This window comes from Nocardia sp. BMG51109 (assembly GCF_000526215.1).
GTDB lineage: Bacteria > Actinomycetota > Actinomycetes > Mycobacteriales > Mycobacteriaceae > Nocardia.
Genome location: NZ_JAFQ01000004.1, coordinates 1,307,246 through 1,320,863, shown reverse-complemented (window position 1 = coordinate 1,320,863; position 13,618 = coordinate 1,307,246). Strand labels below are relative to the sequence as shown.

Annotated in this window: 15 protein-coding genes; 12 read left to right on the top strand and 3 right to left on the bottom strand. The window is 71.7% G+C overall.

Annotation, left to right across the window (positions count from 1 at the left end; all coding sequences use genetic code 11):
- Nucleotides 1-25: 25 nt before the first annotated feature.
- Together rfaE2 and D892_RS0107150 are read left to right on the top strand one after the other, a co-directional pair.
- Nucleotides 26-1,537, top strand: a complete 1,512-nt coding sequence (gene rfaE2 / locus D892_RS0107155; RefSeq protein WP_051499021.1) for a D-glycero-beta-D-manno-heptose 1-phosphate adenylyltransferase — start codon at nucleotides 26-28, stop codon at nucleotides 1,535-1,537.
- Nucleotides 1,534-2,433: a glycosyltransferase family 2 protein gene (locus D892_RS0107150; protein WP_024800585.1), complete on the top strand. Its 900-nt coding sequence runs from the start codon at nucleotides 1,534-1,536 to the stop codon at nucleotides 2,431-2,433. Before rfaE2 ends, D892_RS0107150 begins: the two co-directional genes overlap by 4 nt.
- Nucleotides 2,434-2,460: 27 nt before the next feature.
- Here D892_RS0107150 and D892_RS40645 read toward each other — a convergent pair whose 3' ends face one another.
- Together D892_RS40645 and D892_RS48400 are read right to left on the bottom strand one after the other, a co-directional pair.
- A complete protein-coding gene (locus D892_RS40645) occupies nucleotides 2,461-3,603 on the bottom strand; it encodes a glycosyltransferase family 9 protein (RefSeq protein WP_084160974.1) in 1,143 nt (380 codons plus the stop codon).
- A 96-nt stretch (nucleotides 3,604-3,699) separates the two neighbouring features.
- Nucleotides 3,700-3,855, bottom strand: coding sequence for a hypothetical protein (locus D892_RS48400; RefSeq protein ID WP_232236435.1), 156 nt, complete (start codon nucleotides 3,853-3,855; stop codon nucleotides 3,700-3,702).
- On the opposite strand from D892_RS48400, the gene D892_RS0107140 reads away from it, so the two are divergent.
- From D892_RS0107140 to D892_RS0107095, 10 genes are all read left to right on the top strand, one after another.
- A complete protein-coding gene (locus D892_RS0107140; RefSeq protein ID WP_232236307.1) occupies nucleotides 3,787-4,971 on the top strand; it encodes a glycosyltransferase in 1,185 nt (394 codons plus the stop codon). The genes D892_RS48400 and D892_RS0107140 overlap by 69 nt on opposite strands.
- A complete protein-coding gene (locus D892_RS0107135; RefSeq protein WP_024800583.1) occupies nucleotides 4,968-5,546 on the top strand; it encodes an HAD family hydrolase in 579 nt (192 codons plus the stop codon). The genes D892_RS0107140 and D892_RS0107135 overlap by 4 nt, the downstream gene beginning before the upstream one ends.
- The gene (locus D892_RS0107130; protein WP_024800582.1) at nucleotides 5,543-6,124 is read left to right on the top strand and encodes an SIS domain-containing protein; all 582 of its coding nucleotides are present in this window, start codon (nucleotides 5,543-5,545) and stop codon (nucleotides 6,122-6,124) included. Before D892_RS0107135 ends, D892_RS0107130 begins: the two co-directional genes overlap by 4 nt.
- Nucleotides 6,125-6,168: 44 nt before the next feature.
- Nucleotides 6,169-7,119 (top strand): PfkB family carbohydrate kinase, encoded by a 951-nt coding sequence (locus tag D892_RS40640; RefSeq protein ID WP_051499020.1) that lies wholly within the window; start codon nucleotides 6,169-6,171, stop codon nucleotides 7,117-7,119.
- A 17-nt stretch (nucleotides 7,120-7,136) separates the two neighbouring features.
- The gene (locus tag D892_RS0107120) at nucleotides 7,137-7,853 is read left to right on the top strand and encodes an SDR family oxidoreductase (protein WP_051499508.1); all 717 of its coding nucleotides are present in this window, start codon (nucleotides 7,137-7,139) and stop codon (nucleotides 7,851-7,853) included.
- On the top strand, nucleotides 7,844-8,830 hold the full coding sequence (locus tag D892_RS0107115; RefSeq protein WP_024800581.1) for a glycosyltransferase family 9 protein: 987 nt from the start codon (nucleotides 7,844-7,846) through the stop codon (nucleotides 8,828-8,830). Before D892_RS0107120 ends, D892_RS0107115 begins: the two co-directional genes overlap by 10 nt.
- Nucleotides 8,827-9,855, top strand: a complete 1,029-nt coding sequence (locus D892_RS0107110) for a glycosyltransferase (RefSeq protein ID WP_198036852.1) — start codon at nucleotides 8,827-8,829, stop codon at nucleotides 9,853-9,855. The genes D892_RS0107115 and D892_RS0107110 overlap by 4 nt, the downstream gene beginning before the upstream one ends.
- Nucleotides 9,852-11,132: a glycosyltransferase family 9 protein gene (locus D892_RS40635; RefSeq protein ID WP_024800579.1), complete on the top strand. Its 1,281-nt coding sequence runs from the start codon at nucleotides 9,852-9,854 to the stop codon at nucleotides 11,130-11,132. Before D892_RS0107110 ends, D892_RS40635 begins: the two co-directional genes overlap by 4 nt.
- Entirely contained in the window at nucleotides 11,129-11,839 is a 711-nt protein-coding gene (locus D892_RS0107100) for a methyltransferase domain-containing protein (RefSeq protein WP_232236019.1), read from the top strand. The genes D892_RS40635 and D892_RS0107100 overlap by 4 nt, the downstream gene beginning before the upstream one ends.
- 75 nt (nucleotides 11,840-11,914) lie before the next feature.
- The gene (locus tag D892_RS0107095; protein WP_024800577.1) at nucleotides 11,915-12,100 is read left to right on the top strand and encodes a DUF2795 domain-containing protein; all 186 of its coding nucleotides are present in this window, start codon (nucleotides 11,915-11,917) and stop codon (nucleotides 12,098-12,100) included.
- Nucleotides 12,101-12,182: 82 nt separating this feature from the next.
- Here D892_RS0107095 and D892_RS0107090 read toward each other — a convergent pair whose 3' ends face one another.
- The gene (locus tag D892_RS0107090) at nucleotides 12,183-13,388 is read right to left on the bottom strand and encodes a Zn-dependent alcohol dehydrogenase (RefSeq protein WP_024800576.1); all 1,206 of its coding nucleotides are present in this window, start codon (nucleotides 13,386-13,388) and stop codon (nucleotides 12,183-12,185) included.
- Nucleotides 13,389-13,618 lie beyond the last annotated feature (230 nt).

Below are 13,618 nucleotides of genomic sequence, written 5' to 3'. Positions count from 1 at the left end.
TCCACCGCTCGACGGAAGGCGCCCCATGTACCCACCGATCAGCGATACGCCGCAGCGCGCGATATCGGGCGAGCACGAGCTCACGCCGGCGCTGGCCGATCGGCTGGCCCGGGCCGGCGCGAACGTCGTGGTCCTCGGCGATGTCGTGCTCGACGTGTGGATGTGGGGTCGCTCCGAACGGGTGTGCCGGGAGGCCCCGGTGCCCGTGGTCGACATCGAGCGCAGTTCGGCGGCGCCCGGCGGCGCCGCGAATACCGCAGCCAACCTGGCGGCCCTCGGTGCGCGGGTGCGGCTGGTCACGACTGTCGGGACGGACCGTTCCGGGGAACGGTTGCGCGCCGCCCTGCGCGGGCGCAACGTCCCGGACGGGCACGTGGTCAGCGTGCCGGACCGCTCGACGGCCATCAAACGCCGGATCGTGGCGGGTGATCAGCTGATGGTCCGGTTCGACGAGACCGACCGGCGCGGCATCGACGATACGGTCGGCACCGCGGTGCAGGACCGGCTGACCGCGGCGCTGGACGGTGCCGATGCCCTGGTGATCTGTGACTACGACGGCGGCTGCGCCGACCGGGCCCGGCGGTGGCTGACGGCGCGGCGGCCCGAACTGCCGCTGCTCGTGGTCGATTCGCATCATCCGGCCCGCTGGCGATCGCTGCGCCCGGATGTGGCCACGCCCAATGCGGCGGAGGCCGCGGCGTCGGTGTCGCTGACGCTGCCCGCCGACGGTGCCGAACGAGCCGAGCTGCTCGATCACCATCGCACCGGGCTCCTCGACGCCACCGGGGCCGCCACCGTGGCCGTGACCCTGGACCGCGACGGGGTCCTGGTGCTGTCCGGCGACCGGCCGGTGCACCGTACCTGGGCACGGCCGGTGCCGGACCGGCAATCGGCCGGTGGCGGCGACACTTTCACCGCCGCCTACACCCTCGCCCTGCTCGCGGGCCTCCCCGGCGCGACCGCCGCCGAGGTCGCGCAGGCGGCCGCGGATGTGGTGGTGCACAGCCCGGGGACCTCGGTATGCGACACCGCCGCGCTGCGGCAGCGGCTGGCCGGGGCGGGCGGCGTGCTGGACGCGGCGGAACTGGCGGCCGCGGTGGCCGCACATCGCCGGGCCGGTCGGCGCATCGTGTTCACCAACGGGTGTTTCGACGTGCTGCACACCGGGCACATCGCCTACCTCGACGAGGCCAAGCGGCTCGGCGACATTCTGGTGGTGGCGGTCAACTCCGATCGCGGCGTGCGCGCGCTGAAAGGTCCGGACCGGCCGGTGAATTCGGAGCACGACCGTGCCACCGTGCTGGCGGCGCTGAGCTGCGTCGACCACGTGACGATCTTCGACGAGCCGACGCCGGCCGCGCTGTTGCGCCGGCTGCGGCCCGAGCTGTATGTGAAGGGTGGCGACTACCGGCCCGAGATGCTGGCCGAGACGTCTGTGGTGCACGGATACGGTGGGGAAGTACGCGCACTCGGCTACGTCGCCGATCATTCGACCTCGGCGATCATCGACCGAATCCGAGTGGGTGCCGGCCGGTGACGACGGCACCCGAGGTCGAGGTGCTGATCCCGACCCGCAACCGGCCGACGGAGCTGGCGACCACCCTGGCCGGCCTTGCCGCCCAGGACTTTCCGGACTTCGCCGTCACCGTCAGTGATCAATCGGACGCTGTCGCCGTCGGTGATCAATCGGGCGCTGTCGCCGTCGGTGATCAATCGGACGCGACGCCCGGATACGCGACCCCGGCCTCCACCGGCATGATTCGCGTGCTGCGGCACCATGGCCACGAGGTCCGCGCCGGTACCCACCTGCCGCCGCGCGGTATCGCCGAACACCGCGACCACCTGCTGAGAACCGCGCGCGGACGATTCGTGCTGTTCCTCGACGACGATGTCTGGCTCGAGCCGGACACGATCGCCCGGATGTACCGCGCGATCACCGAGTGGCGGTGCGGATTCGTCGGCTGCGCCGTGCAGGGCCTGTCCTATCTCGACGACCATCGCCCGGCCGAACTGGCACCGTTCGAAACCTGGCCCGGCGCACCGGAACCCGAGTACGTCCGCCCCGGCACCCCCGAGTGGCGGCGCTGGACCCTGCACAACGCCGCCAATCCGACCCACCTCGCCGAACAGCTGGGGCCGCGGGACGGGGACCTGGTCGGCTACAAGGTCGCCTGGGTGGGCGGCTGCGTGCTGTACGACCGCGAAAAACTCATGGCTACCGGAGGTTTCGGCTTTTGGCGGCAGCTACCACGCGCCCACAGCGGCGAGGACGTCCTGGCTCAGGTGCGGCTGATGGCCCGCTACGGCGGCGCGGGCATCCTGCCCAGTGGAGCGATCCACCTGGAGTCACCCACCACCCTGCGCGATCGTGACGTAGAGGCATACGACGTTGTGCCACCGGACTTCTGGAACCGCGCACCCGCCGGACACTGAGCGGGTGGGGGAGGCCCACCGGAGGGCTCAGCCCAGTAATTCGTCGACCTCGGCGAGGACCTGTTCGACCGATACTCCGTCGACGAACGACACATCGTGCGCACAGCGCGGCACCGACTCGTCGGTGCAGTCACGCCCGCAGACCGGGCAGCGGGTCGTCCAGGACATCAGCACCCGATCCCGGGCGCGGCCGAGCGGTGCGGCATTGATGACATTCCCCAGCCAGTAGACGGCGACCGTGGGGGTGCCCAGGGCCGCGGCGAGATGCCGGGGGCCGCTGTCGTTGCCCACCAGCAGGCAACTGCGTGCCAGCACGCCGCACAGGGTCGTCATATCGGCACCGGCCAGAATCATCAGGGCCCCTTCCCGATACGGCTGCGGCGCCAGTTCTTCGACATGAGACACCAACTGTGCCAACAGCTCCCGCTCATCGTTCGTACCGACCGCGACGACGCCGAGCCCCTGCCGCAGACAGTGCGCGGCCACCCGGGCGAACCGATCGATCGGCCACCACCGTCGCGGATCGGTCGCGCCCGGATGTAGCGCCACAACCGGTTTCGGCAGTCGGGTCAGGGCCGCGTCGGCCAAGGCCAGATCGGTGTCGGTCACCTCCAGCGCCGGCTCCAGGCGCATCGGCCGCGCACCGGCCAGGCCCACCACCTCCAGCGCCCGCAGCGTCTCGTGCTGGTAGTGGCGGAAGGGCAGCATCCGGGTCAGCGGCGGCGCGTCGGGTGTGCGGCTGCCGACGGTCCAGCGTGGCCGCAGCTGCCGGAGGAAACCGTTGGACCAGCGCCCGCCGCCGTGCACCTGCACGCCGAGATCGATCGGCGTCCGGCCCACCCGGCGGAAGAACTCCGCGTCCCCCGACCGGTCGTCACCGGCCGGGGGCAGTGCGATCACCTCGTGCACCGGACCGGGCCGCCCGCTGAGCAATTCGGCGTGCGATGCGGTACCGAGCAGGTCTATCTCGGCGTCCGGATAGGCGGCGGCGAGCGCGTCGACAGCGGGCAGCGCGAACAACAGATCACCGAGCCCGCCACCGCGCAGCACCGCGATCCGCCGCACACCCGACCAAGGCGCCGAGAGCGGGCCGCCGCGCCCGGCGTCTCGCCGAGAGGTCGGCGCCGGCTCGAAAGGCGCCGTGCCGGTGTCGTATTCCGAATCGGACATATCGGGGTGGCCTCCACTCCTGGTTCGGGCCTCTCCTCGGCGGCCTACCCGCCCGGGACCCGGTGAAACGGCTGTTCACGTTCGAATCCACGGTGGTCACACGGTATCCGGCGGCGCGCACTGCTCGTACTTCTCGCGTTTCGAACGGAGAAGCACGGGCATGCCGAGCACATGCGAGTCGCCATGATCTCGGAGCACGCCAGTCCGCTGGCGGCGCTCGGCGGTGTTGATGCCGGCGGTCAGAACGTCCACGTGGCAGCGCTTTCCGCGGCACTCGCACGCGTCGGCCACGAGGTCACGGTGTACACCCGCCGCGACCGCGCCGACCTGCCGGACCAGCTCGAGACGGCGGACGGCTACCGCGTGGTGCACGTCCCGGCCGGACCGGGCCGGCCGGTGCCCAAGGATCGGCTGCTGCCGTATATGGGCGACTTCGGCGCCTGCCTGCACGCCCGGTGGCGCGCCGATCCGCCGGACGTGGCGCATGCGCACTTCTGGATGTCCGGGCTGGCAACCGGACTCGCCGCCCGCGAGCTGGGCGTGCCGGTCGTGCAGACCTTTCACGCGCTGGGCACCGTGAAGCGGCGACATCAGGGCGCCGCGGACCCCAGCCCGCCCGACCGCATCCGGCTCGAGCGACTCATCGCCGCGCGCGCCGCACAGGTCGTGGCGACCTGCACCGACGAGGTGTTCGAGCTGACCCGGATGGGCGTGCCGCGCACGCGGATATCGGTCGTGCCGTGCGGCGTCGACCTGCGGTTGTTCACCCCGGACGGTCCGGTCGCACCGCGCGGCCCGCACCGCCGCCGACTGCTCGCCGTCGGGCGCCTGGTGCGTCGCAAGGGATTCGACATCGCCGTTCGAGCGCTGGCCGGACTCCCGGACACCGAACTGGTCATCGTGGGCGGGACGGCGCAGGAGGCCGCCGAGGCCGACCGCCTCCGCCGAGTCGCCGCCGACCTCGGTGTCGACGACCGCGTCCGGCTGCTCGGTCAGGTGCCGCGCCCGCGGATGCCGTCGCTGCTGCGCTCCGCCGACGCGGTGCTGTGCACGCCGTGGTACGAGCCGTTCGGCATCGTTCCCCTGGAGGCCATGGCCTGTCGCCGCCCGGTCGTCGCCACCGCGGTCGGCGGCATGGTGGACACCATCGTCGACGGCGTGACCGGACGCCTGGTGTCCGCGCTCGACCCCCAGGCCGTCGCCGATGCGGTCGAGCCGCTGCTGACCGACGGAACGCTGCGGAATGCCTGGGGCGCAGCGGGTTCGGCCCGCGTGCAGACCCGGTATTCGTGGGACCGTATCGCCGATTCCACCGTCGCCGCCTATCGCCGAGCGGTTCCGGCCGACCGACTGCCGGTGGCGCGATGACCGGACGGCCGACGGGTGATATCGCGCTGTTGTTCGACCGGGACGACACGTTGATTCACGACGTGCCGTATCTCTCCGATCCGGCACTGGTGCAGCCGATTCCGGGCGCGGTCACGGTGCTGGCCGCGGTCCGCGCGGCCGGTGTGCCGACCGCGGTGGTGAGCAACCAGTCCGGGGTGGCATCCGGCGCGATCACCCCGGAACGGCTGGCGGCGGTCGTCGCCCGGGTCGACGCGCTGCTCGGCCCGTTCGATACGTGGCAGATCTGTCCGCACGGTCCCGCGGACGGATGCGAGTGCCGCAAGCCGCGCCCGGGGCTGATCCGGGCCGCCGCGGCGGCACTCGGCCTGCCGCCCGCGCGGTGTGTCGTGATCGGCGACATCGGCAGCGACGTGCACGCCGCCCGAGCCGCCGGTGCCCGCGCGATTCTCGTCCCCACCGCCCGCACCCGTCCCGCCGAGATCTCGCATGCCCGCGCGGTCGCGCAGGTCGCTCCAGACCTGGTCACCGCCGTCACCCTCGCCCGCGTCACGCCGGCCGCCGAGTTCCTCGGCGCCGGGAAGGAGTCGTCATGAGCCCGCCGATATCGGATGTTCTCGCCGAGCATTTCACCGCCCTCGAGACCTCGCTGCGCGAGAACCGGACCGCCATCGACCACCTGTGGGACTGGGGAGTCCGGCTCGCCGGAACCTACGCCCGCGGCGGGCGCCTCTACGCCTGTGGCAACGGCGGCAGCGCGGCCGAGGCCCAACATCTCACCGCCGAGCTCATCGGACGCTTCCACCGTGAGCGCGAACCGCTCTCGGCGATACCGCTGCACGCCGACACCTCGTCGTTGACCGCCGTGACCAACGACTACGGAGCCGACGAGATGTTCGCCCGGCAGATCCGCGCCCACGCCCGTCCGGGTGACGTCCTGATCGCGCTGTCCACCAGTGGATGCAGCCCGAATGTCGTCGGTGCGGCCAAGGCCGCCCGGGAGCTGGGCGCCACCACCTGGGCGCTCACCGGGCCGGCGCCCAATCCGCTGGCCGGGCTGTGCGACGACTCGATCACCGTCGAAGCCGACACCGTGGCCACCATCCAGGAGATGCACCTGGTCCTCGTGCACGCATTGTGCGCCGCGCTGGAATCGGCATTACCGGCCCGATAGCCGTATCCGACCGCACCGCAACACCGTTCGTCCCGGAGGTCCCCATGAACCGTCCCGCTCCGCTCGTCGTGGTGGGCGACGTCCTGCTCGACATCGACGTCGAGGGCCGCGCCGACCGATTCAGCCCCGACGCGCCCGTTCCGGTGGTGGCGGTCACCCGCCGCCGCGGCCGGCCGGGCGGGGCCGGGCTCGCCGCGCTGCTGGCCGCCGACGAATCTCCCCGAGTGACCCTGATCGGCGGATTCGGCACCGATGCCGGTGGCGAGCGGCTGCGCTCGCTGTTGTCCGGCCGGGTCGACGTCGCCGAGTTGCCGTTGCGCGGCAGCACGGTTCGCAAGCAGCGCATCCGCGCCTTCGGGCAGCGCAACGGCGCCGCGGCACCCGGACCGGCGGCGGTGGCGCGGGTCGACGACGGTGACGGCCGTACCGGCACCGATCCGCTACCCGACTCCGCCCGCGCGGCACTGCGCGGTGCGTCCGCGATCCTGGTGTCGGACTACGGGCGCGGGACGGCCGCGCATCCCGAGATCCGCGCGATACTGGCCGAGCGCGCCGGCGAGGTCCCGATCGTCTGGGATCCGCATCCGCGCGGCAGCGTACCGGTACCGGGTGTCGCGGTGGCCACGCCCAATCGCGCCGAGGCGGCCGAATTCGTCCCGGGCTGGCCCGGTTTCGTCAATCGGGCCCGGGAGCTGGCGCGGCGCTGGCAGGCGAGTTCGGTCGCCGTGACGCTCGGAGCCGAGGGCGCGCTCTATCACCGCCGGGGATCCACCGAGGTGCGATCGATGCCGATTCCGAAGCCGCTGTGGGCCGCGACCGATGCCGATACCTGCGGCGCCGGCGACCGGTTCGCCGCCGCGGCGGCCGTCGCCCTGCTCGGCGGCCACGGCAACGCGTACGCCGTCCGGTATGCGGTCGAGGCGGCCGCCGAATATGTCTGTGCCGGAGCGGTATCCGGCTCGATCGGATCCCGTCGTCAGAAGGAGCTCGCATGACCGACACCGCCGTTCCGATGACCGATGTCAGCGTCGCACCGAGTGGTCCGGCGAACCCGGGCACCGTCGTGATCACCGGCGGCGCTTCCGGACTGGGTGCCGCGGTCGCCGCCGCCGTCCGCGACGCGGGCGGGCGGCCGTTGGTGATCGATCGGGCGGATCCGGGCGAGATCGAATGGGAAAATGCCGATCTGGCCGATTCGGAGTCCGCGGCCCGAGCGGCCCGCGCGCTGGTCGATCGGGCCGGTGGCGAGGTGCACGGCGTATTCACCGCGGCCGGTACCGACTCGTGCGGGCGGTTCGAGGACCTTCCGGCGGCGGAGTGGGAACGGGTTGTGCGAGTGAACCTGTTCGGTACCGCCGCCGTCGTCCGCGCGGCGCTGCCGGCGCTCCGGCGCACCGGAGGCCGGCTGGTTACCTGCGCATCGACCCTGGGCCTCAAGGCATTACCGGATGCCACCGCCTACTGCGCCTCGAAGTTCGGCGTCGTGGGATTCACCCGGGCGCTGGCCGCCGAACTCGCCGGGGAGGTCGGGATCACGCTGCTGGTTCCCGGAGGTATGCACACGGCGTTCTTCGACGGCCGGCCGGACCGGTACAAGCCGGCGCCCGACGCGCGGTTGAACAAACCCGGAGACGTCGCGGCCACAGTCGTTTTCGCGCTGAGCCAGCCCGCCGGATGCGAGATCCGTGAAATGGTGGTCTGCCCGTCCACGGAGACGTCATGGCCGTGACGCTGGCGCTGCGCGCACTGGGTCTCGGCGACTTCCTCACCGCCGTGCCCGCCCTGCGCGCGCTGCGCCACGCCTGTCCGGACCACCGGTTGCTGCTCGCCGCCCCGGACTGGTTGCGCCCGATCGTCGAGCTGTCCGATACCGTCGACCGGCTGCACCCCACACCCGGAGTCGGTGCGCTGCACTGGGATTCGGATCCGCCCGAGCTGGCGGTGAACCTGCACGGCAGCGGCCCGCGCAGCACAGCGGACCTGCTGGACACGCGTCCCCGGCACCTCGTCACCCACCGCAACCCCGGCCTACCCGATGTGCCGGGGCCGGAATGGCCGTTCGACGCCCACGAAATCGACCGCTGGTGCCGCCTGCTGGGCTCGGCCGGGATCCGCGCCGATCCGTTCGATTTCGCGCTCGATCCGCCGGACGACACCGAATGCGGCGACCACATCATCGTCCATCCCGGCGCCGCTACGCCCGCATGCCGCTGGCCCGCCGAGAGATTCGCCGCCGTCGCCGCGCACCTGCACCGATCCGGCCGTCGGGTGCTGATCACCGGAACCCACGCCGAATACGACCTGGCCCGTGCGGTCGCCGACCGCGCGGGGCTCCCCGAACGGTCCGTGGTCGCCGGGCGGCTCACGCTCCGCGCATTGGCGGGCGCGGTCGCCGGTGCCGCGCTGGTGGTCTGCGGGGATACCGGAGTAGGTCACCTGGCAACGGCATTCGGCACGCCGTCCGTCCTGGCCTTCGGGCCGAACCCGCCGTCCTGGTGGGGACCGCCACCGAGCCGTCCGCGGCATCGGGCACTGTGGGCGGGCCGGCTCGGTGACCCGCACGCCGACACGGTCGATCCCGGACTGCTGCTCATCACCTCCGAGGCGGTGATCGAGGCGGTCGACCGGCGACTGGATCCGGCCGCGGCGACCGCGCACGCGGTCGCCGGTTTGGCCGACGTATCGGCGGGCATCCGGCCGATATGAGCGATCCGCCGATCGACTCGCGACACGATCGATTGAACGTGCTGGTATGGCACGTGCACGGTTCCTGGACAACATCGTTCGTGCAAGGCGAGCACACCTACCTCGTGCCCACCGATCCCGCGCTCGGCTCCTGGGCGCTCGGCCGGTGCGGGCGCTCCTGGCCCGACCGTGCGATCGAGATCGCGCCCGCGGATCTCGTCGACACCCGCGTCGACGCGGTGGTGCTGCAACGGCCCCGCGAACTGGACCTGGTGCGCGAGTGGCTCGGCAGGGAGCCCGGCAGCGAGATCCCGGCCGTCTACGTCGAGCACAACACGCCCCGCGAACACGCGGCGCGCACCCGCCACCCGCTCGCCGACCGCACCGACATCCCGCTGGTGCACGTCACCGACTTCAACAATCTGATGTGGGACAACGGATGTTGCCCGACGGTCGTCATCCCGCACGGTGTGCTCGATCCCGGTTACCGGTACAGCGGTGAGCTTCCCCGCGCGGCGACGAGCATCAACGAGCCCCTCCGTCGCTGGCGTGTCACGGGGACCGATCTGCTGTCTCCGCTGTCGGACGCCGCACCGATCGACGTCTACGGCATCGCGACCGAGAACCTGCACCATCCCCTGCACAGCACCCCCGACCGAATACAGGGATGCGGCGACCTGAATCAGGCTGCGCTGCACCGAGAATTGGCCCGGCACCGGATGTTCGTGCACACCCCGCGGTGGACCTCGCTCGGTCTGTCGCTGATCGAGGCGATGTATCTGGGGATGCCGGTCGTTGCGGTCGGCACGGCGGAGGCGGCACTGTCGGTTCCCGCCGAGGCCGGAATCGTCTCGACCGATCTCGGCATCCTCGCCGAGGCGATGCGGCAGCTGCTCGCCGAACCGGCCTTCGCCGAACTCACCGGCAAGTACGCCCGGCAGTGGGCGCGGGCCACCTTCGGCATCGACGCGTTCGTGCGCCGGTGGGACGAACTGCTCACCGCGCAGGTCTTCGATACCCGGCCGACGGCGATACCGACGGGATGAGCCGCCACGTGCTGGTCGCCCGGCTCGACAGCGCCGGCGATGTGCTGCTCACCGGGCCGGCGGTGCGTGCCGTCGCCGCCCGCGCCGACACCGTCACGTTCCTGGCGGGCCCGCGCGGGCGGGCCGCGGCCGCACTGCTGCCGGGCGTGGACCGCGTTGTCGACTTCCACGCCGCCTGGGTGGATGTGCCACCGCCATCGCTCACCTCCGCCGCCGTCGACAGGCTGCTCGCCGCGCTGCGCGACGACCTCCCGGACGCGGCGGTGATCTTCACCTCGTTCCACCAATCGCCGCTGCCGCTCGCGCTGCTGCTGCGGTTGGCCGGGGTGCGGCACATTGCGGCGATCAGCACGGATTATCCGGGTTCGCTGCTCGACGTGCGCCACCGCGTGGACGACGACCTGCCCGAATCCGAACGGGCGTGCTCGCTCGCCGAGGCCGCCGGATATCCGCGGGTCGGCGACCGGTTGCGGATCCGCGGCGATCTGCTGCCCGACGTCACCGAATGCACCGGTGGCCCGGGCTATCTCGTCGTCCACCCCGGCGCCGCCGTGCCGGCCCGCCGAATGTCGGTGGCGCGCAGTCGCTCCCTGGTCGCCGCGCTCGTTCGGGCCGACTACCGCGTGCTCGTCACCGGCGGCCCGGAGGAGACGAAACTGACCGCCGCCGTGGCGGATTCGCATGCCACCGACCTGGGTGGGCAGACCGACCTGGCGCGGCTCGCGGCGATCCTGCGCGGCGCCGAGGCCGTCGTGGCGCCGAATACCGGACCCGCTCACATGGCCGCGGCCGTGGGCACGCCGGTGGTATCGCTGTTCGCGCCGGTGGTGCCGGCGCGCCGCTGGGCACCCCACGGTGTCCCCGTCATCGTCCTCGGCGACCAGCACGCCCCGTGCGCCGGCACCCGGGCTCGCGACTGCCCCGTGCCGGGGCATCCGTGCCTGAACGCGATCACCGATCACGCTGTCCTGCACGCACTCCGGCGGCTCGAGCGGCCCCGGCCGCCGAGCGGCCGGCCCTCGCGGTCGGTGCGAACGGCCGGGAACCCGGTGGTGTCGATCGAGCCGCCGCGGGTATCCGCATCGCGAGACGCGGACGAGGAGGAACCGGGCATGACCGACCACGATGATCTGCGTGCGCCGCGCCGTGAGGGACACCGGGCGGGAATCCCCGGCGCCTCGAAGACGACCGAACAGCAACTGCGCGAGACCCTCGACGAGGTCGTGCCCGGTGCCGACCCGACGCAGGCGAAACACGAGGCCAAGGGCGGGACGTGACCGCGGCGGCCTCGGCGCGTCGGCACGAGCATCTCGACTGCCATCTGCGTACGGCAGCACAGGGAATGCTGTGTCACGACACCCGCCTGCGCGGTTCGGCGGTCGAGATCGAGGCGCGGGGCGGTGTCCTGCATCTCACCGGGGAACTGCGCACCCGAGCCGAATTCGAGGTCGTGCGCGGGCTGTTCGGTCAGTTGCACGGCGTCCTGGCGGTCTGGGACCGGATCCGCATCGGGGGCCACACACCGGACATCCTGGATATCGGCTGCGGCGACACCAAACAGTATCCGGACGCCCTCGGCCTCGATTGCCGCCCCGGACCGGCGGTCGACGTCGTCGCCGAACTGGGCGACGGGATTCCGCTGCGGGACGAGTCCGCCGACCGGATCTTCGCCGTGCACGTGCTCGAGCACATGATCGACTTCCTGCCCGTCGTCGACGAATGCCACCGGGTGCTGCGCCCGGGCGGTATTCTGCACATCCTCTCGCCGTGGTGGCGGCACGTGAACGCCGTGGCCGATCCGACCCACGTGCGCCTGCTGGACGTGCAGACGATCAAGGGCATCTGCCGGCGGCCGGGGCTGCGGCGGCGGTGGTACCCGCTGCACGCCGCCTGCGACGGCGCCACCGTCTTCGCCGACCTCCGCAAGCTGGGGCCCGGCGAGCCGGATGCCGACGAACGGCACATGGCCCGATTCTTCGACTGACATCAGGACACCCACGGCCGGTGCCGATTCCGGCCGTGGGGGGCAGTAGGACAGCAGACACGGAGAGGAGTACACATGAGCGTCAATCCCATTCAGGTCCAGAAGTATCTGCAGGGCGTAAACTATCCGGCCGGCCGCGACGACCTGGTGCGCGCCGCGCGCGCCAACGGCGCCGACGACGCGGTTCTCGACGAACTGAAGAAGATTCCCGACCGCACCTACAACGGACCGAACGCGGTCAGCCACGAGCTATCGCAGTAAATCGCTTGTCGCGTAACGATTTCAGTAATCGATTCGGCACTCGTGCCGGGCCGGATGAGACAACCGGTCCGGCACGAGTCGACTATCCGGTCGCACCGACCGTCGCCGCCGGATCGAGCACGATCTTCACCGCGCCGTCGGACTTGTGCTGGAACATCCGGTAGGCATCCGGCGCCGCTGACAGCGGAAGCCTGTGGGTGGCAAAGGTTTCCACGCCGAGTGGGTCGTCGTCGCCGAGCAGCGGCAGGATATCGGGTACCCAGCGGGTGACGTTCGCCTGTCCCATCCGCAGCTGGATCTGCTTGTCGAACAGGATCCGCATCGGCATCGGGTCGGCCATCCCGCCGTAGACGCCCACCAGCGAGAGGGTCCCGCCGCGGCGCACGATGTCGATCGCGGCGTACAGCGCGGCCATCCGGTCGATGCCGACGGTATCGGTGACCCGGCGCGCGATCTTGTCGGGCAGCAGCGCCGTGGAGCGCTGGGCGAACGCCGCCACCGGGGAGCCGTGGGCCTCCATGCCGACCGCGTCGATCACCGCGTCGGTGCCGCGGCCGTCGGTGAGTGCGCGGATCCGTTCGCCGATCGGCGTTTCGGCGGCGCCGGAGTGGAGGATTTCGATACCGCGGGCAGCCACCCGATTCAGCCGTTCGGGCACCCGGTCCACGCCGATCACGTGCAGGCCGCGATGTGCGGCGATCCGGCAGGCCATATCGCCGATCGGGCCCAGGCCCAGCACGGTCACCGATCCGCCCGGCGGTACCCCGGCGTACTCCACCGCCTGCCATGCGGTGGGCAGCACGTCGGACAGGTACAGGAAGCGGGTGTCGTCGGGGCCGTGCGGCACGGAGATGTGCGTGGCGTCGGCGTGCGGCACCCGCAGATATTCGGCCTGCCCGCCGGGTACCTGGCCGTACAGCTTCGAGTAGCCGAACAGCGCTGCGCCGCTGCCGTATTCACGCACCTGGGTGGTATCGCACTGGGTGGGCAGGCCGTCCTCGCACGAGGTGCAGCCACCGCAACTGATCTGGAACGGCACGACGACGCGGTCACCCGGGGTCAGCGTCCGCACCGCCGAGCCGACCTCCTCCACGATGCCGATCGGCTCGTGCCCGAGCACGTCACCGGCGTCCAGGTAACCGCCGAGGACCTCGTAGAGATGCAGATCCGACCCGCAGATCGCCGAGGACGTCACCCGGACGACGGCGTCGGTCGGGTCCTCGATGCGCGGATCCGGAACCTCCTCCACCGCGACCTTGCGCGGTGCCTGCCAGGTGACGGCTCGCATGCGGCCTCCTCGCTCGACGGGTCACTTCCTCCACGCGGTACCCACGCGGGAGAACACGAAACCGGCTGGAACGCCGACGGCAACCACCCGCATACCGCACCGCTTTTCCGTATCGAGCCGACCGTGGTGCACGGAAACCGGTCGGCTGCCAACGATTACAGGATCGGCCGCCCACCGGTCACGGCGAGCCGCGCTCCGGAGGCGTAACTTCCGTCGTCGCCGGCATACGG

What these genes read in the sequence shown, in the direction of transcription:
- rfaE2 (WP_051499021.1), top strand. Translation starts at nt 26, where the DNA reads ATGTACCCACCGATCAGCGATACGCCGCAGCGCGCGATATCGGGCGAG.
- D892_RS40645 (WP_084160974.1), bottom strand. Translation starts at nt 3,603, where the DNA reads ATGTCCGATTCGGAATACGACACCGGCACGGCGCCTTTCGAGCCGGCG.
- D892_RS0107140 (WP_232236307.1), top strand. Translation starts at nt 3,787, where the DNA reads ATGATCTCGGAGCACGCCAGTCCGCTGGCGGCGCTCGGCGGTGTTGAT.
- D892_RS0107135 (WP_024800583.1), top strand. Translation starts at nt 4,968, where the DNA reads ATGACCGGACGGCCGACGGGTGATATCGCGCTGTTGTTCGACCGGGAC.
- D892_RS0107130 (WP_024800582.1), top strand. Translation starts at nt 5,543, where the DNA reads ATGAGCCCGCCGATATCGGATGTTCTCGCCGAGCATTTCACCGCCCTC.
- D892_RS40640 (WP_051499020.1), top strand. Translation starts at nt 6,169, where the DNA reads ATGAACCGTCCCGCTCCGCTCGTCGTGGTGGGCGACGTCCTGCTCGAC.
- D892_RS0107120 (WP_051499508.1), top strand. Translation starts at nt 7,137, where the DNA reads ATGACCGATGTCAGCGTCGCACCGAGTGGTCCGGCGAACCCGGGCACC.
- D892_RS0107115 (WP_024800581.1), top strand. Translation starts at nt 7,844, where the DNA reads ATGGCCGTGACGCTGGCGCTGCGCGCACTGGGTCTCGGCGACTTCCTC.
- D892_RS0107110 (WP_198036852.1), top strand. Translation starts at nt 8,827, where the DNA reads ATGAGCGATCCGCCGATCGACTCGCGACACGATCGATTGAACGTGCTG.
- D892_RS40635 (WP_024800579.1), top strand. Translation starts at nt 9,852, where the DNA reads ATGAGCCGCCACGTGCTGGTCGCCCGGCTCGACAGCGCCGGCGATGTG.
- D892_RS0107095 (WP_024800577.1), top strand. Translation starts at nt 11,915, where the DNA reads ATGAGCGTCAATCCCATTCAGGTCCAGAAGTATCTGCAGGGCGTAAAC.
- D892_RS0107090 (WP_024800576.1), bottom strand. Translation starts at nt 13,388, where the DNA reads ATGCGAGCCGTCACCTGGCAGGCACCGCGCAAGGTCGCGGTGGAGGAG.